Origin of the sequence: Embleya sp. AB8, assembly GCF_049739465.1 — a bacterium.
GTDB lineage: Bacteria > Actinomycetota > Actinomycetes > Streptomycetales > Streptomycetaceae > Embleya.
Genome location: NZ_JBMHHY010000009.1, coordinates 60,909 through 84,187, shown reverse-complemented (window position 1 = coordinate 84,187; position 23,279 = coordinate 60,909). Strand labels below are relative to the sequence as shown.

At 71.1% G+C, this 23,279-nt stretch carries 19 protein-coding genes; 12 read left to right on the top strand and 7 right to left on the bottom strand.

Features of this window, described 5'->3' with window-relative positions; all coding sequences use genetic code 11:
* Nucleotides 1-26: 26 nt before the first annotated feature.
* The 4 genes from ABIA38_RS14720 to ABIA38_RS14705 form a co-directional block, all read right to left on the bottom strand.
* A complete protein-coding gene (locus ABIA38_RS14720; protein WP_424639056.1) occupies nucleotides 27-770 on the bottom strand; it encodes an ABC transporter ATP-binding protein in 744 nt (247 codons plus the stop codon).
* The gene (locus ABIA38_RS14715; protein WP_424639055.1) at nucleotides 767-1,528 is read right to left on the bottom strand and encodes an ABC transporter ATP-binding protein; all 762 of its coding nucleotides are present in this window, start codon (nucleotides 1,526-1,528) and stop codon (nucleotides 767-769) included. The genes ABIA38_RS14720 and ABIA38_RS14715 overlap by 4 nt, the downstream gene beginning before the upstream one ends.
* Complete coding sequence (locus ABIA38_RS14710) at nucleotides 1,518-3,746, bottom strand: ABC transporter permease subunit (protein WP_424639054.1); 2,229 nt, start codon at nucleotides 3,744-3,746, stop codon at nucleotides 1,518-1,520. The genes ABIA38_RS14715 and ABIA38_RS14710 overlap by 11 nt, the downstream gene beginning before the upstream one ends.
* 246 nt (nucleotides 3,747-3,992) lie before the next feature.
* Complete coding sequence (locus ABIA38_RS14705; RefSeq protein WP_424639053.1) at nucleotides 3,993-5,555, bottom strand: ABC transporter substrate-binding protein; 1,563 nt, start codon at nucleotides 5,553-5,555, stop codon at nucleotides 3,993-3,995.
* Between the two features lie 548 nt (nucleotides 5,556-6,103).
* On the opposite strand from ABIA38_RS14705, the gene ABIA38_RS14700 reads away from it, so the two are divergent.
* The 5 genes from ABIA38_RS14700 to ABIA38_RS14680 all read left to right on the top strand — a co-directional run bounded on the left by ABIA38_RS14700 (nucleotide 6,104) and on the right by ABIA38_RS14680 (nucleotide 10,999).
* The gene (locus ABIA38_RS14700) at nucleotides 6,104-6,853 is read left to right on the top strand and encodes a spermidine synthase (RefSeq protein WP_424639052.1); all 750 of its coding nucleotides are present in this window, start codon (nucleotides 6,104-6,106) and stop codon (nucleotides 6,851-6,853) included.
* 135 nt (nucleotides 6,854-6,988) lie between these two features.
* Entirely contained in the window at nucleotides 6,989-7,501 is a 513-nt protein-coding gene (locus tag ABIA38_RS14695; RefSeq protein WP_424639051.1) for a nuclear transport factor 2 family protein, read from the top strand.
* On the top strand, nucleotides 7,498-8,985 hold the full coding sequence (locus ABIA38_RS14690) for an MFS transporter (RefSeq protein ID WP_424639050.1): 1,488 nt from the start codon (nucleotides 7,498-7,500) through the stop codon (nucleotides 8,983-8,985). The genes ABIA38_RS14695 and ABIA38_RS14690 overlap by 4 nt, the downstream gene beginning before the upstream one ends.
* A 239-nt stretch (nucleotides 8,986-9,224) precedes the next feature.
* Entirely contained in the window at nucleotides 9,225-9,488 is a 264-nt protein-coding gene (locus ABIA38_RS14685) for a type II toxin-antitoxin system VapB family antitoxin (RefSeq protein ID WP_424639049.1), read from the top strand.
* 251 nt (nucleotides 9,489-9,739) lie between these two features.
* On the top strand, nucleotides 9,740-10,999 hold the full coding sequence (locus ABIA38_RS14680; RefSeq protein ID WP_424639048.1) for a sensor histidine kinase: 1,260 nt from the start codon (nucleotides 9,740-9,742) through the stop codon (nucleotides 10,997-10,999).
* Here the strand turns inward: ABIA38_RS14680 and ABIA38_RS14675 are convergent.
* The gene (locus tag ABIA38_RS14675) at nucleotides 10,884-11,645 is read right to left on the bottom strand and encodes a DUF4239 domain-containing protein (RefSeq protein WP_424639047.1); all 762 of its coding nucleotides are present in this window, start codon (nucleotides 11,643-11,645) and stop codon (nucleotides 10,884-10,886) included. The genes ABIA38_RS14680 and ABIA38_RS14675 overlap by 116 nt on opposite strands.
* Before the next feature lie 244 nt (nucleotides 11,646-11,889).
* Between ABIA38_RS14675 and ABIA38_RS14670 the strand changes: the two genes are divergently transcribed.
* On the top strand, nucleotides 11,890-12,504 hold the full coding sequence (locus ABIA38_RS14670; protein WP_424639046.1) for a hypothetical protein: 615 nt from the start codon (nucleotides 11,890-11,892) through the stop codon (nucleotides 12,502-12,504).
* A 234-nt stretch (nucleotides 12,505-12,738) separates the two neighbouring features.
* On the opposite strand, the gene ABIA38_RS14665 is transcribed toward ABIA38_RS14670, so the two are convergent.
* Nucleotides 12,739-14,331: an amidohydrolase gene (locus ABIA38_RS14665; RefSeq protein WP_424639045.1), complete on the bottom strand. Its 1,593-nt coding sequence runs from the start codon at nucleotides 14,329-14,331 to the stop codon at nucleotides 12,739-12,741.
* An 80-nt stretch (nucleotides 14,332-14,411) separates the two neighbouring features.
* A complete protein-coding gene (locus ABIA38_RS14660) occupies nucleotides 14,412-15,887 on the bottom strand; it encodes an APC family permease (RefSeq protein WP_424639044.1) in 1,476 nt (491 codons plus the stop codon).
* Nucleotides 15,888-16,180: 293 nt separating this feature from the next.
* On the opposite strand from ABIA38_RS14660, the gene ABIA38_RS14655 reads away from it, so the two are divergent.
* The 6 genes from ABIA38_RS14655 to ABIA38_RS14630 all read left to right on the top strand — a co-directional run bounded on the left by ABIA38_RS14655 (nucleotide 16,181) and on the right by ABIA38_RS14630 (nucleotide 23,272).
* The gene (locus ABIA38_RS14655; protein ID WP_424639043.1) at nucleotides 16,181-16,819 is read left to right on the top strand and encodes a TetR/AcrR family transcriptional regulator; all 639 of its coding nucleotides are present in this window, start codon (nucleotides 16,181-16,183) and stop codon (nucleotides 16,817-16,819) included.
* 51 nt (nucleotides 16,820-16,870) lie between these two features.
* Nucleotides 16,871-17,893: a FecCD family ABC transporter permease gene (locus ABIA38_RS14650; RefSeq protein ID WP_424639042.1), complete on the top strand. Its 1,023-nt coding sequence runs from the start codon at nucleotides 16,871-16,873 to the stop codon at nucleotides 17,891-17,893.
* Nucleotides 17,894-18,129: 236 nt separating this feature from the next.
* Nucleotides 18,130-19,179, top strand: a complete 1,050-nt coding sequence (locus tag ABIA38_RS14645) for a FecCD family ABC transporter permease (protein ID WP_424639041.1) — start codon at nucleotides 18,130-18,132, stop codon at nucleotides 19,177-19,179.
* Nucleotides 19,176-19,976 carry an ABC transporter ATP-binding protein gene (locus ABIA38_RS14640; protein WP_424639040.1) on the top strand — a complete coding sequence of 267 codons (801 nt, stop codon included), beginning with the start codon at nucleotides 19,176-19,178 and terminating at the stop codon, nucleotides 19,974-19,976. Before ABIA38_RS14645 ends, ABIA38_RS14640 begins: the two co-directional genes overlap by 4 nt.
* 33 nt (nucleotides 19,977-20,009) lie before the next feature.
* A complete protein-coding gene (locus ABIA38_RS14635) occupies nucleotides 20,010-20,966 on the top strand; it encodes an ABC transporter substrate-binding protein (RefSeq protein ID WP_424639039.1) in 957 nt (318 codons plus the stop codon).
* Between the two features lie 149 nt (nucleotides 20,967-21,115).
* Nucleotides 21,116-23,272, top strand: a complete 2,157-nt coding sequence (locus tag ABIA38_RS14630) for a tetratricopeptide repeat protein (protein WP_424639038.1) — start codon at nucleotides 21,116-21,118, stop codon at nucleotides 23,270-23,272.
* Nucleotides 23,273-23,279: the final 7 nt, after the last annotated feature.

Here is a 23,279-nt window from a genome sequence, read left to right as displayed (position 1 = left end):
GATGCGTACCCGAGTGCCATATCGGATCAGCCGCCCAGGTACGCGCTGTGCAGGTCGCCGGCGATCTCGTCCGGGGTGCCGACCTGAAGGATCCGGCCACCGCTCATGACCGCGGCGAGGTCGGCGACGGCCAGGGCCGTGCGCGCGAACTGCTCGACCAGGAGCACGGTGACACCGGTCTCGGCGATCTTGCCGACCACGTCGTACAACTGGTCGACGACGAGGGGCGCGAGGCCCATCGACAATTCGTCGAGCAGGATGACGGCCGGGTTGGTGGCGATCGCCCGGGCGACGGCCAGCATCTGCTGTTCGCCGCCCGACATCGTGCCCGCGGCCTGGCTCCGGCGCTCCTTGAGGCGGGGGAAGATCGGGAAGACCTTCTCCTCGATCTCCTTGCGGGAGACTCCTCGATAGGTCGCCATCCACAGGTTCTCGGACACGGTGAGATTGGGGAAGACCCCTCGGCCCTCGGGGATGCTGCACAGGCCGATCCGGGCCAGGTCCACCGGCGCCGCGCCGGTGACACACCGGCCGGCGAGGTAGATGTCGCCGCCGGTGGGCTCGTGCAGCCCGGTGATCACCTTGAGCATCGTGGTCTTGCCGGCGCCGTTGGGGCCGAGCACGGCCATCACCTTGCCGGTGGGCACCGCGAGGTCCACCTTGTGCAGCACCTCGACCTGCTCGTACGCGGCGCTGATCCCGCGCAGTTCGAGCAGCGGCGCGCCGGCGGGCGCCCCGGCCGGTCGGGCCTCGGCCACATTCAGGCTCATCCGGTCTCCTGAAGGACTTCGTCGGCCGCCGCCGCGTCGGCGGTGCCGAGGTAGGCCGCCTGGACGGCGGCGTTGCGGCGAATCTCGTCGCACGTACCGTTGGCGATTTTTTTGCCGAAGTCAAGCACGTGCAGTTCGTCGCAGGTGTTCATCACCAGGTCCATGTCGTGCTCGACCAGGAGCACCGCCACGCCGTCGTCGGCGATCTCGCGCAACAACTGCCCGAAGCCGCGCGTCTCCTCGTCGTCCTGGCCCGAGGCCGGCTCGTCCAGGAGCAGGATCTTGGGCCGCGACGCCAGCGAGCGGGCCAGTTCGACCACGCGGCCCTGCCCGGTGGGCAGTTGGTCGGCGCGTACGTGGGCGATCTCGGTCAGGGCGAGCCGGTGCAGCAGCCGGGCGGCGGTGTCCTGCGGGGTCTCCTTGGTGCCGCGGTGCAGCCGGCGGTACTGTGCGGCGGCGATCTGGATGTTCTCCCGGACGGTCAACGAGCCGAACAGTTCCAGGCGTTGGAAGGTGCGGGCCATGCCGAGGCGGGCCCGGCGGTAGGGGGCGAGTCGGCTGACGTCGCGCCCGTCCATCCGCACCCGGCCCGAGGACGGCGGCTGCAGGCCGGTGATCACGTTGAAGATGGTGGTCTTGCCCGCGCCGTTGGGGCCGATCAGGCCGGTGACCTTGCCCTCGTGGGCCCAGATGTTGACGTTGTTCAGGGCGACGTGGCCGCCGAAGCGGACCGTGACGCCCTCGACCTCAAGCCCCATGGCGCGCTCCAGGCATGGTGGGTGACGGTGTGTCGGCCATCGCGACGGTCGGCAGCGCGGGCAGCGCGATCAGCTTGTCCAGGGCCTCGAGGTCGGCGGCCTGGAACCGGCCGCCGTTCAGGCCCAGGCCCTCGGGCTGTTCGGACAGCCCCTCGGGCAACTCCTGTACGGTGCGCGGCGCCTGGATCATCAGCTCGATCTTGAGCGCGGCCGGGATGGCGATCACCGCGAGCAGGATGCCGATCACGAACGGCCAGTTGCTCAGCACGTCGGTGAACCGCAGTACGACCAGCACCAGTTGGGCGATCGCGCTGCCCGCCAGGATCACCGGTCGGCGCAGCGCCGGCTCCCACTCGGGGCGGATCTTGGCGGCGATGAACCCGTTGGGGTTCTTGCCGAGGGCGATGCCGTTGAGGCCGATCAGGATCGTGGTGAGCTGGGCGTAGTCGGGGAAGAGGTTGGTGATCAGCGGGGTGCCCAGGAAGATGCCCGCGAACAGCGCGGCGCCCGGGGAGGTCAGGCCCGCGATGACCATCAGCATCAGCACCGAGAGTCCGGCGGTGAAGTCGAAGTTGACCGGCGACAGGGTGCCCAGCGCGCCGCCCATGATGCCGCCGCCGACGCCCGCCATCGCGGCGGACAGGCCGAAGACGGTGAGTGTGGTCAGCTTGTGGTTCATCCCGATGGTCGCGCACGCCGCCGGGCTGTCCTTCATCGCGAGCAGCCGGCGGCCGAACTCGCCGCGCCGGATCCACACCACGACCAGCGAGGACAGGGCGAAGAAGACCGCGCCGAAGATGAAGTAGGCCCGGTCGGAGGAGATGTCGATGCCGGGCCAGTCGAATCGCTCGAAGTTGAGCGTGCCGCTGTTGAACAGGTCGATTTTGGTGCTGCCCCAGGTGAACGCGGGCAGTTGGAAGATCCAGCGGTCCAGCATCACCGCGAACGCGGCGGTGGCAAGCGCCAGATAGATCCCGGACAGGCGCAGCGCGGGCAGCGCGACGAGCACACCGATGCCGGCGCAGATCAGCGCGGCCCACAGCAGACCCAGCGGATTGCCGCCGGAGCCCAGGTGGGAGACGCAGATCGCGCCGATGCCCGCGAAGCCCAGTTGGGCCAGCGACATCTTCCCGGCGTAGCCGACCAGCGGGATCACCGACAGGCCGATGATCGCGAAGCCCCACATCTTGGTACTGGCGAACAGGTCCGCCGCGCCGAGCGAGTTGGCCGCGACCACCGCGCCGGCGATCACCAGGCCGGCGAAGACCAGCGAGCCGGTCCAGGTCGGCTGGTGGGCGATCTCCCGGGTGCGGGAGGAGGCGTGGCCGCGCAGCCGGGAGGTGGGCAGCAGCATGATCGCCACGAACAACACCAGGACCGGCATCGAGTCGGTCAGGCCGGACAGGTAGGGGCCCGCGGTGGGAAACCTGGTCTCGGTGAGGTAGCCCTTGCCGTACTCGGTGACCAACCCGATGATCATCGCGCCGACGAAGGTCCACGGCAGGCTCTTGAGTCGGCCGATCACCGCCGCCGCGTAGGCGTTGACGATCAGCAGGGTCAGCGGCAGCGCGGCGAAGGAGAGCTTGGGCGCGATCAGGATGCCCGCGACCGCGGCCAGCGTGGTGCCGGTCGCCCAGGCCAGCATGCCGGGCACCTCGGGACGCGAGCCGTTGAGCACCGCGAGGTTGCGGTCGTCGACGGTGGCGCGCATGGCCACGCCCGCGCGCGTGGAGCGCAACAGCACCCACAGGCCGATCGCCACGATCAGCGCCACGGCCAGGGTGATCAGGTCGTGGTAGGAGACCCGGGTGCCGGCCAGGTCCACCGACTCGCCGGGGAAGAAGTTGACCACGTTGCGCGGGGTCTGCGGATCCCAGATCCACATCACCGCGGCCAGCAGGCTCAGCAACACCGCGACGGTGACCATCAGCCGCGTCGTCTCCGACGTGCCCTCCAGCCGGCGCATGATCGCGAAGTGCAGGAACACCCCGAAGGCCGGCGCCAGTACGCCGAGCACCATCAGCAGGGACAACCAGACCGGCCAACCCCAGTCGAAGTGCAGTTGCCAGTAGGTGAAGGCGGCGAGCGCGCCGGTGACGCCGTGGGCGAAGTTGAAGATGCCCGTGGTGGTGTAGGTCAGGGTCAGGCCGCCGGCGGTGATGGCATAGATGCCGCCGGTGACCAGGCCGCTGATGGTGAGGATGATGAACTCGTGCACGCGCCCTCCGTTCGGGCCGGGCCGTGTCGCGGGGCGATCGGTCTCGGAGACTGGTGCGGCACGGCTCCTGACAGGTCGTCAGGGCCGCTGGGGCCGCCCTCCCGCCCGGTGCGGGGCGGGAGGACGACGGGGTGTCGCCCGGTCGGACCGACGGGGACGACGGCCGACGGGTGCGACGGTGGTGCGGGTCGTGCGGTGCTACGGGTTGTGCGGTGCTACGGATGCGTCGGTGGCCGAGTGGCCCGCTCAGGTCACGTTCTCCGGCGGTGCGGCCGGCGGCGGCTCGCCCGAGTCGGCGGGCGGCGGGGTGCTCGACCCGGAGTTGTCGGCGGGCGGCGGTGGGGGTGCGTCGGTGCTCGGCGGCGCCGACGAGGGCGGCGCGCTGGGTGCGCCCGGGGCGACCGCGACCACGTTGGCCGGATCGCAGTTGAAGAACTCGGCCTTGTTCGGCTTGGTCAACGCGGCGTCGTACTCGAAGCCCTTGGCGGTCGCCTTGACCATGGTGAAGCAGTCCGAGGCGCGCACGTCCTTGGTCTCCACGATCGGGCCGGGGGCGAACAGGCCGCCCGCGTCCCAGTTGGCGCGCTTGCCCTTGGCGAGCACACACTCCGTGGTGAGCTCCGTACCGCACTCCTTGACCGCGCTCGCCCACAGCAGCCAGGAGTTGATCCCCGACATGTGGAAGAACTCCAGGTCCTTGTCCGGCGCGGCCAGGTGCAGGATCTCCAGCGCCTTCTGCACGGCGGGGTTCTTGTCACCGAGCGACTGCGGCACGAAGGTCGGGTAGACGTAGGTGTCCGGGATCTTCGAGTTCTTCGCGGCGGCCAGCGTGTAGCGGTTGTACGCGGACGCGTCCGAGACGATCACCTTGGGGTGCCAGTTCATCGCGTCCATCTCGCGGAACATCGACGCCGAGTCCACCGCGAGCCACGTGGTGATCAACATCTCGACGCCGGCGGACTTCATCTTCTCCAGCGTGGTACGCCCCGGCGGCGGCAGCACGGGTACGTCCTCCTTGTAGACGACGGTGCCGCCCGCCGCCTCCACGCCCGCCTTGTACCGGTTCATCGCCGGCCGCAACGAGGCCATGTTCTGGCCGAGCAGCCCGACCTTGGCCTTGACCTCCGGATGCGCGGCGAACACCGCCTTGTACGCGCCGACCACGGTCGTGGTGGTCGGCAGGCCCACCGCCAGGTCCTGCAGGTCGGCCTTGGCGGACTCCTCGCCCACCACGTAGGCCGGGAACGCGCCGAGCTTGCACCCGGTACGCGCCTTGACGCCGTCGTTGTCGAACGGGTTGCCGCCGCCGACCACCATGAAGTCGCTCTGGCACGCCGCGGTCATCACGGTGCCCACGTTGCTCAACGCCGCGTCGCGCTCGGTCAGCTTGATCGTGCGGCCGTTGATCCCGCCCAGGCCGTTGCACCACTTGGTGAAGCCGTCGGCCATCTCGAAGAACTCTTTGCCCAGGCCCGGTTGGGCGGGCGCGCCGGGGTCGCCGGTCACGCTGACCGAGATCTGCTTCTCGGAGACGCCCCGATCCGCCTTCTTGGTCAGCGGTTTGCCGTCGCCCTTGCCGCACACGTCCTTGAGCGTGCCGAAGTCGCCGGCCGCGCCGGTGCCGGCCGGGGCCTTGCCGCCATCCGTTCCCGAGGTCCCCGCATTGCTGGACCCACCCGATCCCGGACCCTTGGCCACCGCGTCGTCTCCCGAGCGGCTACAGCCGACCGCCAACAGGAGCGGCACGACCAGCAAGCCGGCCGCCGCTCGGCGGCGCGTCCCACGCCGCCCGGCGGAAGTTGATGCCATCAGCCCTCCCGACACTTCGTTTCCGCGGGCCGGGCCGAGATGCCCGGTGCGCTCTCACGTACTTCTCCTGCGCTGTGCCTGCGTTGCTCGCGTTGCCTGCGCCGCCTGCGTTGGTTGCCCTGGTTGCCCTGGTTGCCTTGTTCACGTCGGTGCTTCGTCCCACCTCGGGCTCCGCCTGCGAGGCGTCCCTGCGACTGGTATCTGACATGCCATCAGTCAATGGGCCATGAAGCAATGGCCGGGACCTTAACCGGGTGTCCGACAGGGTGCAAGAGTCATCGAACCGACGAAAACCGCTGGCCGGCAGGCGGATGAGGGTCGAGGGTAGGGCTCGGCGCAGCACTACACACGTGTCACCGTTCGGGCTCTCGGAAGCACGGTTCGCGGGCTTCGTGATGGCACTGTTATGCGGTGCCATCGATCGACCTCGGTGGCCGACCCGAGACCGGCCCGAGACCGGCCCGAAGACCGGCGCGCACGAGGAAAGAGACGAGAAGGCGACACGGCGACACCCGTTCTCCATAAAGCGACAAGGAGTCAGTGAACCGATGCACACGATCGATCCGACCACCGACGCACACGAGATCGAACGCGTCCCGGCGGCGGACGGCGAACTCGTCCTGCGGCGGGTGGGCGCGCACTACGAGATCATCAGCAACGGCTGCTTTTTGATGGACACTCGGGCGGGGGAATCCGAGCGGTTGTTGGCGCGTACCGCGCTGGACGCACTGGGGGCCGGCGACGTTGCGGGCGCCGGAGGCTCGACCGGGTTGCGGATTCTGGTCGGCGGGCTCGGCGTCGGCTTCACCCTGCGGGAGACGTTGGCCGATCCGCGCGTCGCGCATGTGACGGTGGTCGAGCGGGAGAGCGCCGTCGTGCGCTGGGGGCGCGGGCCGCTCGCGCCGTTCTCCGGGCACGCGCTGAACGATCCGCGCGTACGCGTGCTCACGCACGATCTGGTGGCCTGGGCCCGCTCCCCCCTCGGCCCGGAAGCACCGGACACCCGGAACACCCCGGACGGCTCGGACGCCCCGGAGCGTTTCGACGCGCTGTGCCTGGACATCGACAACGGGCCGGACTGGACGGTGACCGACGGCAACGCCTCGCTCTACGACGACGCGGGACTGGCCGCGTTGCGGGCCCGGTTGCGGCCCGGTGGCGTGCTCACGGTGTGGAGCGCGACCGCGAGTCCGGCCTTCGCCGATCGACTGCGGGCCCGGTTCGCGCGGGTGACCGTGCATCGGGTCCCGGTCGCCCGTGGGGAACCCGACGTGGTGTTCGTGGCGCGCGAGGGGTGACCGGGCGGCGGCGGGCTCGGCGCGGGGCCGGGCCGGGTTCGCCGCGCGGCGAGTTCGAGCGCGACCCGACAGGTGTAACTGACGCAACGTCAGATTAACTTGCGTGTGTCATCCAACTGCTGCCAGCATGCGAACATGCACGACGACGAGGCGGATTCGCCCACTACGCACCACCGGGACGATCCGCGTGATCGCCGCGAGCTGCGCGAACTGCGCGATCGCAGCGAACTCCGGGACGTGGTGCAGATCTACGCCCATGGCGCGGACCGCCGCCGACCCGACCTCGTCGCCTCGATGTTCACCCCCGACGGCCGCCTGGTGATCCACCGCGATCCCGGCTCCACCGAGCCGCCCGCGATCCGCGCCGGTCGGGCCGAGATCGCCGCGGCGCTGGCGAGCCTGGACCGCTACCTGGCCACCACCCATCTGATCGCCAATCAACTGGTCACCTTCGAACCGGGCGGGGATCGGGCGAACGGCGAGACGTACTGCACCGCGCACCACATCCACGAGTCCTCCGGGGTGCGCCGCGACCGGGTGATGGCCATCCGCTACCTGGACACCTTCGCCCGTACCGACGAGGGCTGGCGGATCGAAACCCGCACGCTGCACTGTGACTGGGTCGAGGACCGGCCGCTGACCGCATGAGCACCGGTACGAAGAGGACCGCGCGCACCGCGACCAGGCGGCACGGCCCGACGATGATCCTGGTCGCCCTGTCCTTCGCCGCGACCACGATGGCGGTCATGCAGACCGTGGTCTCGCCGATCCTGCCGCAACTACAGAACCGGCTCGGCGTCTCCAGCTCGGCGATCGCGTGGGTACTCACCGGCAACCTGCTCGCCTCGGCGGTGGCCACCCCGCTGCTCGGTCGACTCGGCGACCTGCGCGGGCGCAAACGTTTCCTCCTGTACGCGCTGGCCGCCGTCGCACTCGGCTCGGTGCTGGCCGCGTGCACCACCTCCTACGTGATGCTGATCGCCGGCCGGGTGCTCCAGGGCATGGGCGGCGGCGTGGTCCCGCTCGCGCTGAGCGTGGTGCGCGACGAATTCCCCAAGGAACGCTCGGCGGGCAGCATCGCCACCATCGGTGCCACGATCAGCGTCGGCGCCACGTTCGGCTCGGTGATGACCGGGCTGATCGCCGACCGCTGGGACTATCACCTGCTGTTCTGGCTCTCCGCGCTGGTCGCGCTGCTGTCCATGCTGATGGTGTGGCGGGTGGTGCCGGACACCGCCGAGCGGCGGCAGGGGCACGTGGACCTGATCGGCGCGGTGACGCTGTCCGGCTGGCTGGCCGCGCTGCTCGCCGCGGTGAGCATGGGCGGCCGGTCCGGGTGGGGCGATCCGCTGGTACTCGGCGGACTGGCCCTCGCCGCACTGCTGTTCGGCGCCTGGATCGGCTGGGCGCTGCACCACCCCGAACCGCTGGTCGACCTGCGGGTGATGGCCCGTCGGCCGGTGTTGCTCGCCAACCTGTCCGGAGTGTTCACCGGGATGGCGATGTACGGCTCGTCGTTGTTGTTCCCGCCGTTCATCCAGGCACCGTCGGCGCTCGGCTACGGCTTCGGGAAGAGCGTGCTGATCGCGGGACTGATCATGCTGCCCGGCACGCTCGGCAACCTGGCCGCAGCGCCGGTCGCGGCCCGGCTGACCAACCGCTACGGGCCCAAGCCCGCGCTGGTGCTCGGGCCGGTGCTGAGCGGTTCGGCGTTCGCACTGCTGCTGCCGCTGCACGGGCACTGGTGGGCGTTCTCCGCGGTCGGCGTGCTGTTCGGATTCGGCCTGGGCCTCGCCTTCTCCGCGATGCCGGCGCTGATCAACGACCACGTACCGGCGGACATGACGGGGGTGGCCAACGGGATGAACGCGGTGCTGCGCACGGTGGGCGGCGCGACGGGCACGGCCGTGCTGGGCGCGATCCTGAGCGCAACGCTCGTCGACCCGGGCACGGCGCGGGCGGCGGGCGTGGCCCAGGCCCCGGCGGTCACCGGCTACCTGATCAGCTTCGGCATGCTCGGCCTCGGCTGCCTCCTGGCCGCCCTGCTCGCCTGGTCCATCCCGACCACCCGCCGCCCGGTACCGCCGCTGCGCGTGCCCACCGAGCCGAATCAGGTCGAGGCGGCCCGATAGGAAAGACTGCCTGGCCTACCGGGCCGCCTGGGCTCACGCCGAGCAACCACGACTCCCCTTCCGGCACACAAGCCGAATGCCGACCAACGACGAAGCCCCCACTCCCCGAAACGCCACCCCCACCAGCCCGTCCGGCGTTTGAGGACGACTCGGGACCGGGCTCGGACTCGACACGAGCGAATCGGGCGACGCCGGCCAAATATGCTGGAAGCGCAGGCAACCAACGTTGAGGAGTGCGGATGTCGGTCACCCGGATCGAGTTCGACGACGAGACCTTGGCCGAGGCAATGCGCCTTACGGGAGCGGCGACCAAGACGGAAACCCTCAACGCCGTGCTCCGCGAATATGTAGCCGCCAAACGCCTCGCAGCCCTCGAAGACCTGGTCGAACGCGGCCGGCGCGGTGAGTTCGACCAAGCGGCGGAGGCGTACGCGGCGCGGAAAGCGGCCCTGCGCAAGGAACCGCACCGGCGCGGTACCGGAGGCGGCACGGAAGCCCCCTGACGTTCCGTGGCCGCCGAGCCGCCGCCAAGGCCCCACTCCCGAAACGGCAACCCGTCCAGCCCGTCCGGCGTTTGAGGACACCCGCAGCGGGTCGACTCCGGTCGGTCCGGAGGACTGGCCAACGGGCGACCAAAGTCGGTGTGGGCGTCGACTCCTGGCCACTGTTGGTGGGATCCGGGCGGTGCCTGGGGTGAAACGTGATCAAGAGTTCAGCCGGGCGAGACTCCCCCGGCAAAGAGCCATCGACCCCCGTGCTGCGTCGGACGTGGCGGGAGTGGGTTGCCGATGTCGGCTATGCCCTTGGGGCGTTCGGGCTCGGCGCGATGATCCTCGCCACCGCGCTGCAGGACGAGGACCAGCGGCCCGTGGTGTGGGTCGAAGCCGTGCTCGGCGGCGTCATGTTCGCGGCCATGTTGCTGCTGCGCCGCCGTCGGCCGACCGCGCTCGCCGTGGTGTGGGTGTTCGTCGGCTTCTTCTCCGCCGCCGTCACCGGAGCCGGTCCCATCGTCCTGCTCAGCCTGGCGATCCACCGGCCCTGGCGGGTGACCACGTCCGTCGTCGCCCTCCAGATCGCCGTGATCGCCGGCACGTTCTGGGTCGGCGCCGACTCGACCCGCTCCTACTGGTCCGCCGTCCTGGCGATGGTGCTGATGATCACCACCGCCGTGGCCACCGGCATGCTGATCCGTTCCCAGCACGAGCTGACCGCCGCCTGGCGCGAGCGCGCCCGCCAGGCCGAGGAAGGTCAGCGGCTGCGCGTCGAGGAGGCCCGCCACCTCGAACGCGAGCGGCTCGCACGGGAGATGCACGACGTGCTCGCCCACCGGATCTCGCTGCTCGCGATCCACGCGGGTGCCCTGGAATACCGGGCCGGCGCCACCCCCGAAGAGGCCCGCGCGGCCGAGGTGATCCGGCAGTGCGCATTCGAGGCGCTGGAGGATCTGCGCGAGGTGATCGGCGTTCTGCGCGCCCACCCCGACGAGTCCGAGGAGGACGAGCCGGAACGCCCACAGCCCGTGCTCAGCGATCTGCCCGCGCTGATCGAGGAGTCCCGCCAGGCCGGCGCCACCGTCCACCTCGACCTGGCCCACCTGCCGTCCGTGTCGGGCCGCACCGGCCGACACGCCTACCGGATCGTCCAGGAGGGCCTGACCAACGCCCGCAAACACGCCCCGGGCACACACGTACGGGTGAGCGTCACCCCCGCCCCCGACGACGGACTCGCCATCGAAGTGGTCAACCCGCTGCCACCCGACCACGGCGGCACCGGCATCCCCGGCGCCGGCGCCGGCCTGATCGGCCAACCGACCGGCCCGCCGGGCATGAGCCGACCCACGCGCATGCCATCACGGGCCCGTTATCAGGACCTCGCTCCTCCCCCGCTCCCCCGGCGCGCTACCCGGCTCCCGGGAACAACGACGAGAAGGCGTCGGACGCCGCCGTCATCCCCTGCCCGAACGGCGCGTCCAGGTCCCAGATCAGGAACAGCAGGAAGGCGATCAGCGAGCTGAACAAGCCCGCCACGATCAACTCCGGTGCGGATCTGCGGATCTGCAACGTGAAGATCATCCCGACGGTGACCACCGCCCCGACGAGCAGGCCGAACCACACCAGCCCCGGCATCGAAGCGCCCGCCTGCTCGCCCCGCGCCTGTCGCGCGTCGTCCGCGATCGCGATCTGGTCCATGAGCGGCTGGTACATCTGCATTTCCTGGTCACCCTGCGGGGCATAGTCGGTGACCCCGTTGCGGACCGTCTGGAACAGCTTCGTGCCTCGATCGGAGAGCTCGCCGTGGTCGGCCATGTAGTTCCACTCGTCCTTGACCACGTACTTCACATAGGCGTTGATGTCCGCCCGGATCTGGTCGCGCACCGGCGCCGGATAGATCCGCACCCGCTCGCTGACCTCGTGCAACGCCTGTGCCTCGTGCCGTACTTCGTCCTCCGCCGCGGCCCGGCCCTCCCACACGGCGGCGATCGCGAGGCCGAGCACGATCGCGTAGACGACGCCGATCATCATCGTCATGTACTCGAGCACATCCGGAGTCGCGGACGGATCGTCGTCCTCCGGGATTCGGCGCTGTTTGAGTACGACGACCGCCAGCACGACCGCACACACCGCGGCCATCGCCAGCGCGAGTACAACCCAATGCGACATGGGTGACCTCCGGGTCCAGAGAGTCCGACGACCGACCGGCCCGAAGCCGGACGGACGCGACGAGCAAGCGGTGTCGGAAGAAGAAGCAGGAAGACCGGGCGAAGCGGCGAACCGCCGTCGGCGCGACCGGAGTCGGCCGGCGCGGCAGACTCAGCCGGAGCGGCCCCCCGAACCGCCCACGCCGGCCCGCATCCGCGGCTTGAGCGCGGCGCCGGCCAGGATCGCGGGCGCGACGACGAGCAGCGTGGTCGTCACGATCGACCGCCCGTGCCTCGGCGGCGTCGCCTCGGGCGGCCGAACCCCCGGGCGCCGCAGCGCGATCGGTTGCAGCGATGGCGGTGTGACGACGGGCGCGGTGGTCGGCGGCGTACTCGGCGGCTCCGAGGCGGGCGGCGTGGCGCGCACCGGCGGAGGCGGCGTCGGCTTGGCCACGACCACCGCGACCGGCGTGGGGCGCGCCACAGGTGGCGGCGAAGTGGTGTGCACCGGCGTGGACTTCGGCGGCGGAGTCGGTGTAGCGGACGGCTTCGTCGGCGGCCGGCACGACCCGTTCCGTACCAGCCGGAAGTCGACGCTCATCCCGATCCCCCCGGTCGGCGGCCCGGTCGCGGTGCTCACATCGACCCGGACACCCGACCCGGGCGATCCGCCGATCGACACGCAGATGTCCACACTCGTGCCGGGCGAATGGCCGCCCCCGCCACTCGACCCCGCCCACGCCACCCCGGCCGGCGCGACCAACGCCGCCCCCACCCCGACCACGCACCCCCACCGGCGCGCCCGACCCCATGCGCTCATGGCAAGGATCTTCCGCGCGATCGGCAACTTTAGCCCGATTAGCTGCCGGATTCACTCGTAAGGGTCATGCGCGCGCCAATTACGCACATCAACCGGCGACTTACCCAACGATCCCTGGCAATTCCCAACGATCAGGGGACCAAGGCCCGAGGGCCCGCTCCCCACCGCCGCCCTCGACCCCCAACTCTCCCACTCCCCAACTCCCCAACTCCCCAAGCACCCAAGCACCCAAGCACCCAAGCACCCAAGCACCCAAGCACCCAAAGTACCTAAATCACCCAAAGCACGAAGCCAATCAGTATGTCCGCTCCCCCGCCAACCACGTCCCCACAACCGCGACCCGCCCCAGTGCCATCGGCTCCACCACCCGCGGATCCGCGGCCAGCCACACCAGGTCCGCCACGCCGCCGACCACCAGCCCTCGCCGATCGTCCGCGAACGCCTGATAGGCGACCCCGTCCGTATACGCGTCCAGGGCCTGATCCACCGTCAACCGCTCATGCGGGGTCCACCCACCCGCCGGCAGCCCATCGAACGTCCGTCGGGTGACCGCGACTTGGATCCCCTCCAGCGGCAGCTGCGAGCTCACCGGCCAATCGCTCCCGAACGACACCGGTGCGCCCGAGTCGACCAGACCGCGCATCGGATACTGCCGGTCGGCGCGCGCCGGGCCGACCCGAGGTATCGACAACTCCATTTGCAGTGGGTCGAGTTGGGCCCACAGCGGCTCGAAGTTGGCAATCACCCCGAGCGCCGCGAAGCGGGCCAGGTCGGCCGGGTCGACGATCTGTACATGCGCGATGACCGGACGCCGGTCCCAGTCGGGGTTGCCGGCAGCGGCGGCCTCGATCGCGTCCAGGGCGGCACGTACCCCCGCGTCGCCGATCGCGTGGATGTGTACCTGAAAACCGTCCGCGTCGAACGCGGTGACCGCCTCGGCAAGCGCCGCCGGCGGCCATACCGGCATCCCACAACTGTGCGGCGCGTCGCAGTACGGCGTGAGCAGCGCCGCCGTACCGCCCTCGATCACCCCGTCCGCAAAGAACTTCACCGTCCGCGCGGACAACAGCGGCCCACCCTCGGCCGCCACTGTCGCGCGCGCCGTGCCGAACTCGGCCCGCTGCTCGTGCCACCGATCCGGGTCGGCGCGGAACGCCAGATTGGCCCGAAACGCCAACGCCCCACGCCGCGCCGCCTCGACGTAGGCCGGCACCATCTCCGGTTCCACCCACGCGTCCTGAACCCACGTCAGCCCAGCGCTCGCGTACGCCGTCCCGGCCACCCGTAGTGCGTCGACCAGTTCGTCCACCGGCCGTCCCGGGACCCGGTCGAGCACCAGGTCGCACGCGTGCCATTCGCGCAGCGTCCCCATCGGCGAGCCGTCCGGCCTGCGCACGATCCAGCCCAGCCGCGGCTCGGCGGTCTCGGCGGTCACCCCTGCCCGGCGCAGCGCCTCGGTGTTGCACCACACCGTGTGGTAGTCGTACGCCCGCAGCACCACCGGCCGGTCGGCCACCGCCGCGTCCAGCCAGCGGGCGTCGAACTCGCCGTCCGGCACCAGGGTCGGGTCGTAGCTGGCGCCGACGATCCAGTCCTCGTCCGGGTGTTCGGCCGCCCAGCGCCCCACCTCGGCGGCAATCGCCTCGACGCTGGTCAGCCCCTTGACCTGCGGCCCGAAGTGTTCGAGGCCGCCGAACAGGGGGTGTGCGTGGCCGTCGCCGAAGGCCGCCATCAACAGCCCGTCGCCCAACTCGACGACCTCGTCTCCGCCGAGCGCAAGCGCGTCCGGGCCGAGCGCGACGACCCGGCCGTCCCGTACGGCGAGCGCGTCGGTATCCGGCAGGCCCGAGCCGGTGCGGATGGTGCCCCGGAACAGGGTGCTGGTCATCGTGGTAACTCCGTAGTAGCTCAAGATTGTTCGGTTGGGCTCGGGTAGCTCGGACAACTCCGAGGAATTCAGAAAGGAATTCAGATCCGCTCCGCGTCCACCGTGGTCAACGTCGCGTACCGGGCCGGATCCCGGGTCCGGATCCGCCACGCGACCACCACCCCGACCGCGAACACGATCGGCAGTGGCACCAGCAAGGCGATGTTGACCCCGTCCGAAGCCCCGGTCATCAAGTCGAAGTTGGCACACACCAACCCGATCAGCACCAGCAGCCCCACGCACGCCGACAACGGCGCGCCGACCACCCGCCAGCCGGGCATCCCGCGTCGATCGGTGCGGAAGAAGCCGTAGACGGCGAGCGCGGCGAAGGCCTGCATCAGCATGATGCCGAGGATGCCGGTCCCGTTGGTCCACAGGAAGGTGACCGTATAGGGATCGCAGTCCACCACGATCGAGATCACGATCACCACGGCGGAGATCAGCACCTGGAGGATCACGGCGTTGACCGGCGATCCGGTGCGCGGCGCCACCGCGCCCAGCCGGCGAGGCAGCAGGCCCTCGCGGCCGAGTGCGTAGAAGTACCGGGTGGCGCTGTTGTGGAAGGCGAGGGTGGCGGCGAACGCGCTGGTGATGATGAGGACTTGCATCGCGTCGGCGGCCCACGCGCCGACGAATCGGGTACTCGCGGCGAACACCATGTCGGTCCCGCCGGTGCCGTTGGCCACCGCCTGGGCCCGGTCCGCGCCGTACGCGTTGATGATCATCCACACGGTGAACGTGTAAAACAGCGCGAGGAAGGTGACCGCGATGTAAGTGGCCCGAGGCACCGAACGCGCCGGATCGCGGGCCTCCTCGGCGTAGATCGCGGTGGCCTCGAAGCCGACGAACGCGCCGATCGCGAGCACGAACATGCCGCCGACCCCGTCGCCGCTCAGCCGGGCGGGCGAAAGCACGCCGAATTCCAGCCCGTTCGGCCCGCCGCCCTTGGCAACCACGCCGACCTCGAAGACCAGCAGGATCAGCACTTCCAACACCAGCACCACACCCAGCACCTTGGCGCTGAGCGTGACCTTGAGGTAGCCGAGCACCCCGACGGCGATCAGGCCGAGCAACGACCAGACCCACCAGTCGACATGAGTCCCGGTCAGATCCGCGAAGCCGTTGGCGGTGAAGAAGCCGAACGCGGCGAGCAGGCCGACGCCGATGGCGTTGTACGACAGCAGCGCGACGTATGCCGAGCCGACGCCGGCGGGGCGACCCACGCCGCGCCCGATGTACGCGTAGAAGGCGCCGGCGTTGCGTACGTACCGGCTCATCGCGGTGAAGCCGGTCGCGAACACGACCAGGAGCAGGCCGGAGATCAGGTAGCCCAGCGGCGCGGCCCGGCCGGCCATGCCGATCGAGACGGGCGCGACGCCGGCCATCACGGTGAGCGGCGCGGCGGCGGCGACCACGAAGAAGACCAGGTCGCCGGTGCCGATGGCGCCGCGTTCCAGGCGTGCGGTGGGGGCCGGTGCGGCGGCGGTGTCGGTTGCCACGGTTGCGGTGGAGGCCACAGGTATTTCCTCCCGGGCCGGGGGTCGGCAGCCGACCCGCGTGGGCAGGGACGCGATGGACGCCCGTCGTGTCGTCGGGACATCTTCGTCCGCGACGCAGCCCCCGGTGGGGTCCACCGACTGTGAACGGGTGCCGTCGGGAAGGTGATCGGCATTAAACTAAAGCCTTTAGTTTTCCGTTCAGGCAAGACCGTACTGCGCGAGGCACCGCCCAGGGAAGACCTCGTGCGGGTCGTTTGGAAAACTGCCGGGTAGCCGGCCGGACCCGGGCGGCCCGACGGAGAGGCGCGACCATGGGCAGGCCCCGTACCGCACTGCTCAGCGCCGACGGCATCGTGCGCGAGGCGCTCACGCTGATCGACGCCGAGGGACCGGCGGCGTTCACGCTGCCCCGGCTGGCCGCTCGGCTGGGCGTGAAGCCGTCCTCGCTTTACAACCACGTGGGCGGGCGGGCCGCGATCATCGAGGGGGTCCGGCGTCTGGTGGTCGAGGAGATGGACACCGCCGCGTTCGCCGAGCGGCCGTGGCCGGAGGCGCTGACCGGGTGGGCCCGTTCCTACCGGGACGCGTTCGCGCGCCATCCCGGCACGATCGGCCTGTTGGCGACCACGACGATCAGTTCGCCGGCGACGCTGGCGATGTACGAGGCCGTGGTCGGCGCGCTGGAGCGGGGCGGCTGGCCTCGGTCGGCGCTGGTGTCGGTGCTGACCTCGGTCGAGGCGTTCCTGCTCGGGTCCGCGCTCGACCTGGCCGCGCCGGACCTGATGATCGACCCGGGTGAGCATGCCGCCGAGGTCCCGGTGCTTGCCGCCGCGCTGGCCGCTCGGCCGGACAAGGCGAGCCGCGCCGACGCGGCGTTCGCGGTCGGCCTGGACGCGCTGGTGCGCGGACTGCGGGCCCGACTCGCGGAGTCGGCCGGCGACGCAGGGTGAATCCGCGACCCCGGCCGGGTCGCAGGGATTAGGCCAGCCTAACCTGCTCCAGTGAACGTCCTCCCGACCCGGGGTCATGCGACCAGGCGCCGAGCCCTGTGGCTGGTCTCGGTACTGCTCGTCCTGGCCGCCGCGTGTCTGCTCAGCCTCGCCGTGGGCAGCCGAGCCATCGCGCCGAGCGTGGTGCTCGACGCGCTCGTACACGGCGGCGACTCCACCGACGCCATCGTGGTGAACTCGATGCGGGTGCCGCGTACCGTGGTCGCGCTCCTGGTCGGCGCCTCGCTTGGCATCGCCGGCGCCTGTATGCAGGGCCTGACCCGCAATCCGATCGCCGAGCCCGGCATCCTGGGCATCAGTACCGGCGCGGCCACCGGCGTGGTGACCGCGATCGCGGTGTTCGGGGTGACCAGCCTGACCGGCTTCGTGTGGTTCGGCTTCGCCGGCGCGCTGTGCACGGGAGTGCTCGTGTACGCGGTCGCGGCGCGCGGGCGTGGTGGTGCCACGCCGGTCAAACTCGCGCTGTCCGGGCAGGCGTTGGCGGCCACGCTCGGTGCGGTGATCACCATGGTGCTGACCACCGATCAGGGCACCCTGGACCAGTACCGGTTCTGGCTGGTCGGCTCGTTGTCCGGGCGGACCGACGAAGTGGCCTGGCAGATGTCGCCGTTCGTGTGCGTGGGTGTGGTGTTGGTGGCGGTCACCGCGCGCGGGCTCGACGCGCTCGCGCTCGGCGACGACGTGGCCAAGGGGTTGGGACACAACGTGAACCGGATCCGGGTGATCGGCGGCCTGGGGGCGACCGTGCTGACCGGCGTCGCGGTGGCCGCGACCGGGCCGATCGCCTTCGTCGGCCTGGCCGTTCCGCATGCCGCCCGGGCGCTGGTGGGCACCGATCATCGGTGGGTGCTGGCCATGTCGGCGCTGCTCGCGCCGATCCTGCTGCTGGTCGCGGATGTGCTGGGGCGGATCGTGTTCCCGCCCGCCGAGGTGGAGGTGGGGGCGATGACCGCGCTGATCGGGGTGCCGATCCTGGTCGCACTGGTACGGCGCGGGCCGGTGGTGTCGGGATGAGCGACCTGGCGCGGCGCCGGCCGAGTGGCCGGACCGGCGACGATTCGAGCGAGCGGACGAGTGGCACGGCGGGTGACCGGACGAGCGGCGCGGCGAGCGGCGCGGCGAGCGGCGCGGCGAGCGACCGGTCGGAAGACCCGGCGAGTTACCGCTCGGGAGACCCGGCGAGTTACCGCTCGGGAGACCCGGTGAGTTACCGCTCGGCAGACCGCCCGAGTGACGGTGCAAGCGACCCGGTGGGCGACCGAACGAACTACCGCCCCTACGGCCATGTGCTCGTGCGCCGCCCGCGCTTCTCCTTCCTGCTGCACCGGCGCGCCACGGTGGTGGCGGGCGTACTGGCCGTACTGCTCGCGGCGGCGTTCCTGCTCAGCCTGTGTGTGGGGGTGCGGTTCATCCTGCCCGGTGACGTGCTCAAGGTGCTGTTCGGTATGGACGACAGCATCGTGATCGAGACGTTGCGGCTGCCGCGCGCCACGGTCGGGCTGTTGGTCGGGCTGGCGTTCGGTATCGCCGGCGCGCTGATCCAGACGGTGGCCCGCAATCCGCTCGCCAGTCCGGATGTGATCGGCGTATCGCACGGCGCCGCCGCGGCCGTGGTGTGCGGCCTGGTCTTCGGCTTCGGCGGGCCCACCGCAACGCCGCTGACCGCGGTCGCGGGCGGCACCATCGCCGCCTTCCTGGTGTACGTACTGGCCTGGCGCAAAGGCCTGAACGCGCAACGTTTCGTGCTGATCGGCGTCGGCATCTCGGTCGCCCTGGCCGCGGTCACCAATCTGCTGCTGACCCGGGCCGACATCACCCTGGCCCAGCAGGCCAAGGTGTGGATGTCGGGCAGCTTGAACGGGCGCGGCTGGTCGCAGGGCGAGCCGCTGTTCTGGGTGTTGCTCGCCCTGACACCGGCGATCGTGTGGGCCGCGCGGGCGGCCCGGTCGGCCGGGTTCGACGACGACACCGCGATCGCCCTGGGCATCCGGCTTGGGCGGATTCGGCTTGGCCTGGTCGTGGTCGGCGTATTGCTCGCGTCGGTGGCGACGGGGGCCGCCGGGCCGGTGGACTTCGTCGCGCTCGTGGCGCCCCAGGTGGCCCGCCGGCTGACCCGAACACCCCAGGTGCCGCTGGTGTGTTCGGCGCTGCTCGGCGCGCTGATCGTGGTACTCGCCGACATCGGCGCGCGGATGTCGATCTCCGACGCCGAACTGCCGGTGGGTGTCCTCACTGCCGCAGTCGGCGGCCCGTACCTGCTGTGGATGTTGACCCGTTCCCGTTCCGGAGGCGCCTCGTGACCACCCATCAGCTGGGCGCCCGGGAGCTGACCCTCGGGTACGAGGACCGGATCGTGGTCCGCGACCTGGACCTCGACGTACCGGCCGGGAAGGTCACCGTGGTGGTCGGCCCGAACGCCTGTGGCAAGTCGACCCTGTTGCGTTCGCTCGGCCGGCTGCTCAAGCCGGTGTCCGGCACCGTGCTGCTCGACGGCGCCGCGCTTCGCGAGTTGCCCACGCGCGAAATCGCCCGTCGGATCGGGGTGTTGCCGCAGAGCCCGGTGCCGCCGGAGGGGATCACCGTGGCCGACCTGGTCGCGCGCGGCCGGCAGCCCTACCAGCGCTGGTGGCAGCAGTGGTCGGACGAGGACGAGGACGTCGTCGCGGACGCGATGCGCCGCACCGACGTGGTCGACCTCGCCGACCGCTACGTGGACGAACTCTCCGGCGGGCAGCGGCAACGTGTCTGGATCGCGATGGCGCTCGCACAGGGCACCGGCATCCTGCTGCTCGACGAGCCGACCACCTTCCTCGACATCGCACACCAGGTCGAAGTCCTGGACCTGATCCGCGAGTTGAACACCACGCGCGAGCGCACCGTGGTCGCCGTCCTGCACGACCTCAACCAGGCGTGCCGCTACGCCGACCACCTGATCGCGATGCGCGCCGGTTCGATCGTCGCCCAGGGCACCCCCGCCGAGATCGTCACCGCCGATCTGGTCCACGACGTCTTCGGCCTGGCCTGCGTGGTCATCCCATGCCCGGTCACCGGTGCGCCGATGGTGGTCCCCGGGCAACCCCGAAAGGCCGTTCGCTAAACCGCAGTCCGCCCTCCCCGCCAAGGAGTTCGCATGCCCGTAACGCTCCCGCTCCGGATCGCCGCCGCCCTGGGCCTGGCCGCCGCACTCACCCTGACCGGGTGCTCCTCCGGGGGTGCCGACGGCGACCGGGACACCAAGGCCACACCGGCCGACACCCGCGAGGTACGCACCGCCAAGGGCGTGGTCAAGGTCCCGGTCGCGCCGAAGCGCGTGGTAACGCTGGACATGGGCGAGTTGGATACCGCCCTCACCCTCGGCATCAAGCCGGTCGGCTCGGTGGTCGGCAGCCCCGGTGCCGGTTTCCCGAAGTACCACGGCGACCGGACGGCCGGCATCAAGGAGGTCGGCGCGATCGGCGCGCCCAATCTGGAGACGATCCAGGAGCTCAAGCCCGACCTGATCCTGGGCAGCCTGGTCCGCGACGCCGACCGCTACGACGCGCTGAGCAAGATCGCGCCGGTGGTCTTCTCCGAACAGGCCGGCACCCAGTGGCAACAAAACTTCCTGCTTGACGCCGACGCCCTCAACAAAAAGGCCGAGGCCGACCGGGTCGTCAGCACATTCACCACCCGTGCCAAGGCATTGGGCACCACCCAGGGCGACCCGGCCACCGTCAAGGTCAGCGTGCTGCGCTTCATCGCCGGCGAGAACCGCCTGTACGGCAAGGCCAACTTCGTCGGCAGCATCCTGTCCACGATCGGCCTGGGCCGCCCCGAGGCCCAGAACGTGGACAAGTTCATGGTCGCGGTGAGCCCGGAGCAGATCGAAAAGGCCGACGGCGACGTCATCTTCGTGGCCACCTACGGCCCCAAGGACAAAACCGACCACGACAAGGTCTTCACCGGCCCGCTGTGGCAGACCCTGAAGGCGGTGCAAGCCGGCCGCACCCACGAGGTCGACGACGAGTACTGGATGGTGAGCACCGGCTACACCGCCGCCGACCGGGTCCTCACCGACCTGGAACACGACCTCCCGAAACGGGGCTGACCGGGCCGAATCCGCGGCGGACCGGGCGAATGCGACGGCAAAAGGTTTCATCGGCCGCCCGGTCGACAAACATCCAGTGTGCCCACCGCCCAACGGGTCGAATTCGGCCACGTGTGCGGCGGTTCCGATCGCGACGAACGGGGGCGCACGTGGCGGGGCTCGACGACGACCGCAGGGCCGAGCCGCCCCGGCGGCCGGGGGACAGCCACAACGATCTCGGCGGCACGGTGCACGGCCCCGTCGTGCAGGCCGGCGCCGTACACGGGGGCATGCACTTCTCGGTCGCCGAGCCCGCTGCCGCCGCCGTCGTGCCGTGGCAGCTGCCGCCGGTGCCGCGGATGGTCAATCGGGTCCGCGAACTGGACGCGCTGCGCCGGCTGCGCCATGGCGCCGGCACGGTCGCGCTGCTCAGCGGCCTGCCCGGGGTGGGCAAGACCACCCTCGCCCTGGCCTGGCTGCACGAGCTCGGCGACACGTTTCCCGACGGCCGGTTGTACGCCGATCTGCGCGGGCACGGCACCGAGCAGCCGGCCCTGCCGACCGAGATCCTCGGCGGCTTCCTGCGCGGACTCGGCGTGCCCGCCGACCAGGTGCCGCGCGCGACCGGCGAACAGCTGGGCCTCTACCGCTCGTTGACCGCCGGTCGCCGACTCGCCGTGCTGCTCGACGACGCGGCCACCGCGGCCCAGGTCCGACCGCTGCTCCCGGCCGGCGCCAATGTCACGGTGGTGACCAGTCGCAGCCGGCTGTCCGGACTGCTGGTGGACGGGGTGGTCCCGATCCACCTCGAACCGCTGGACCGGCAGGCCGCGGTGGACCTGCTCGCGGCCACGATGAACGACGACCGGGTCCGTCGCGAGCCGTCCCAGGCGGACGAGTTGGTCGAGCTGTGCGCCCGGCTCCCGCTCGCGGTGCAGGTGGCCGCGGCCCGGCTGGCCGCGCGCCCCGCCCGGCCGATCGGCACGATGGTGCGGGCCCTGGCGGACGAGCAGGGGCGATTGCACGCCCTCGCCCTGGACGGCGAACACACCGTCCGGGCCGCGCTGGACGTGTCCTATCGGGAACTGCCCGAGGTGGCCGCCCTGCTGTATCGCGGGCTCGGCGTGCATCCGGGCCCGGACTTCGGGCCCGCCGTGGCGGCGGCCGTACTGGGCCCGCGCGAGGAGTACGACCCGGACGCGGCGACGGATGTCCTGGAAGACCTCATCGACCGGAACCTGATCACCGAAGCCGCCGAGGGGCGTTACCGGTTCCACGACCTGATCCGACTGCACGCGGTGGCCCTGATGTCCGCTCGTCCGGGCCGGGAACGGGCCGAGACGCAGCGGGCCGTCCTCGACCACTACCTGGCCACAGCCACCCTGGCCGAGGAGTTGTTGGAGCCCCAACACCGCTCGCTGGCCCGCGACTACGCGAACCCCCGGATCCCGCGCGTGGAGTTCACCGACGGGCGGGCCGCGCTGGCCTGGCTGGAGCAACACCGGGTCACCCTGCTGGCCGCCCTCCGGACCGCTGCCGCCGTCGCCGAACTGCAAGCCCTGGCCTGGCAGTTGACCGACGCGCTGTGGCCGCTGTTCCTGCGCGGGAAGTACTTCGACGACGCCCGCACGGCGCACGAGCTGGGCTTGCGCGCGGCCCGGGAGTGCGCCGATCCGGCGGCGGAGTCGCGGATGCTCACCTCGGGGGGACTGTGCGAACTGAGCGCCGGTCACCATGAGCGGGCACTGCGGATGTTCGCCGACGCGGCCGGGGTGTGCGCGGACTCGGGGGATTCGGTCGGCGTCGCCCGTACCCGCAACTACACCGGCTTGGCGCTGCTGCGGTTGGGCCGACTGGCCGAGGCGGCCGAGGCGTTCCGCGAGGCCGAGGTCCGGTGCCGGGCGTCGGGGGACGTCCGCCCGGCCGCGCTGGCCCGGTTCAACCAGGGCGATGTCGCGCTGCGCTCGGGACGGTTCGACGAGGCGGCGGACCACGCGTGGTCGGCGTACGCGGACCTGACCGGGGTCGGCGACGAGTACAACGCCGCCCGCGCGCAGGTCCTGATCGGTCGGGCGCTGCTGGGTTCGGGCCGGCCCGCGCAGGCCGACACATACCTGGGCACCGCCCTCGGCGTGCTGCGCGAGCAACACGCGCGCGCCGAGGCGGCGCACGTCCTGTCCGCGCTCGCCGAATCGGCCGAGCGGCAGGGCCATCCCGACCGCGCGCGCGAGCTGTACACCGAGGCGCTCGATCTGTACGAGGCCATGCGAACCCCGGCGGCCGAGGCGGTGCGTACGCGGCTGCGCGGCCTCGATCCGCCGGGGTGATCGGATT

Bases quoted from the DNA above. Each gene is read 5' to 3' on its own strand.
- ABIA38_RS14715 (WP_424639055.1), bottom strand. From the start codon at position 1,528: ATGGGGCTTGAGGTCGAGGGCGTCACGGTCCGCTTCGGCGGCCACGTC.
- ABIA38_RS14690 (WP_424639050.1), top strand. From the start codon at position 7,498: ATGAGCACCGGTACGAAGAGGACCGCGCGCACCGCGACCAGGCGGCAC.
- ABIA38_RS14720 (WP_424639056.1), bottom strand. From the start codon at position 770: ATGAGCCTGAATGTGGCCGAGGCCCGACCGGCCGGGGCGCCCGCCGGC.
- ABIA38_RS14695 (WP_424639051.1), top strand. From the start codon at position 6,989: ATGCACGACGACGAGGCGGATTCGCCCACTACGCACCACCGGGACGAT.
- ABIA38_RS14700 (WP_424639052.1), top strand. From the start codon at position 6,104: ATGCACACGATCGATCCGACCACCGACGCACACGAGATCGAACGCGTC.
- ABIA38_RS14705 (WP_424639053.1), bottom strand. From the start codon at position 5,555: ATGGCATCAACTTCCGCCGGGCGGCGTGGGACGCGCCGCCGAGCGGCG.
- ABIA38_RS14655 (WP_424639043.1), top strand. From the start codon at position 16,181: ATGGGCAGGCCCCGTACCGCACTGCTCAGCGCCGACGGCATCGTGCGC.
- ABIA38_RS14635 (WP_424639039.1), top strand. From the start codon at position 20,010: ATGCCCGTAACGCTCCCGCTCCGGATCGCCGCCGCCCTGGGCCTGGCC.
- ABIA38_RS14675 (WP_424639047.1), bottom strand. From the start codon at position 11,645: ATGTCGCATTGGGTTGTACTCGCGCTGGCGATGGCCGCGGTGTGTGCG.
- ABIA38_RS14665 (WP_424639045.1), bottom strand. From the start codon at position 14,331: ATGACCAGCACCCTGTTCCGGGGCACCATCCGCACCGGCTCGGGCCTG.
- ABIA38_RS14685 (WP_424639049.1), top strand. From the start codon at position 9,225: ATGTCGGTCACCCGGATCGAGTTCGACGACGAGACCTTGGCCGAGGCA.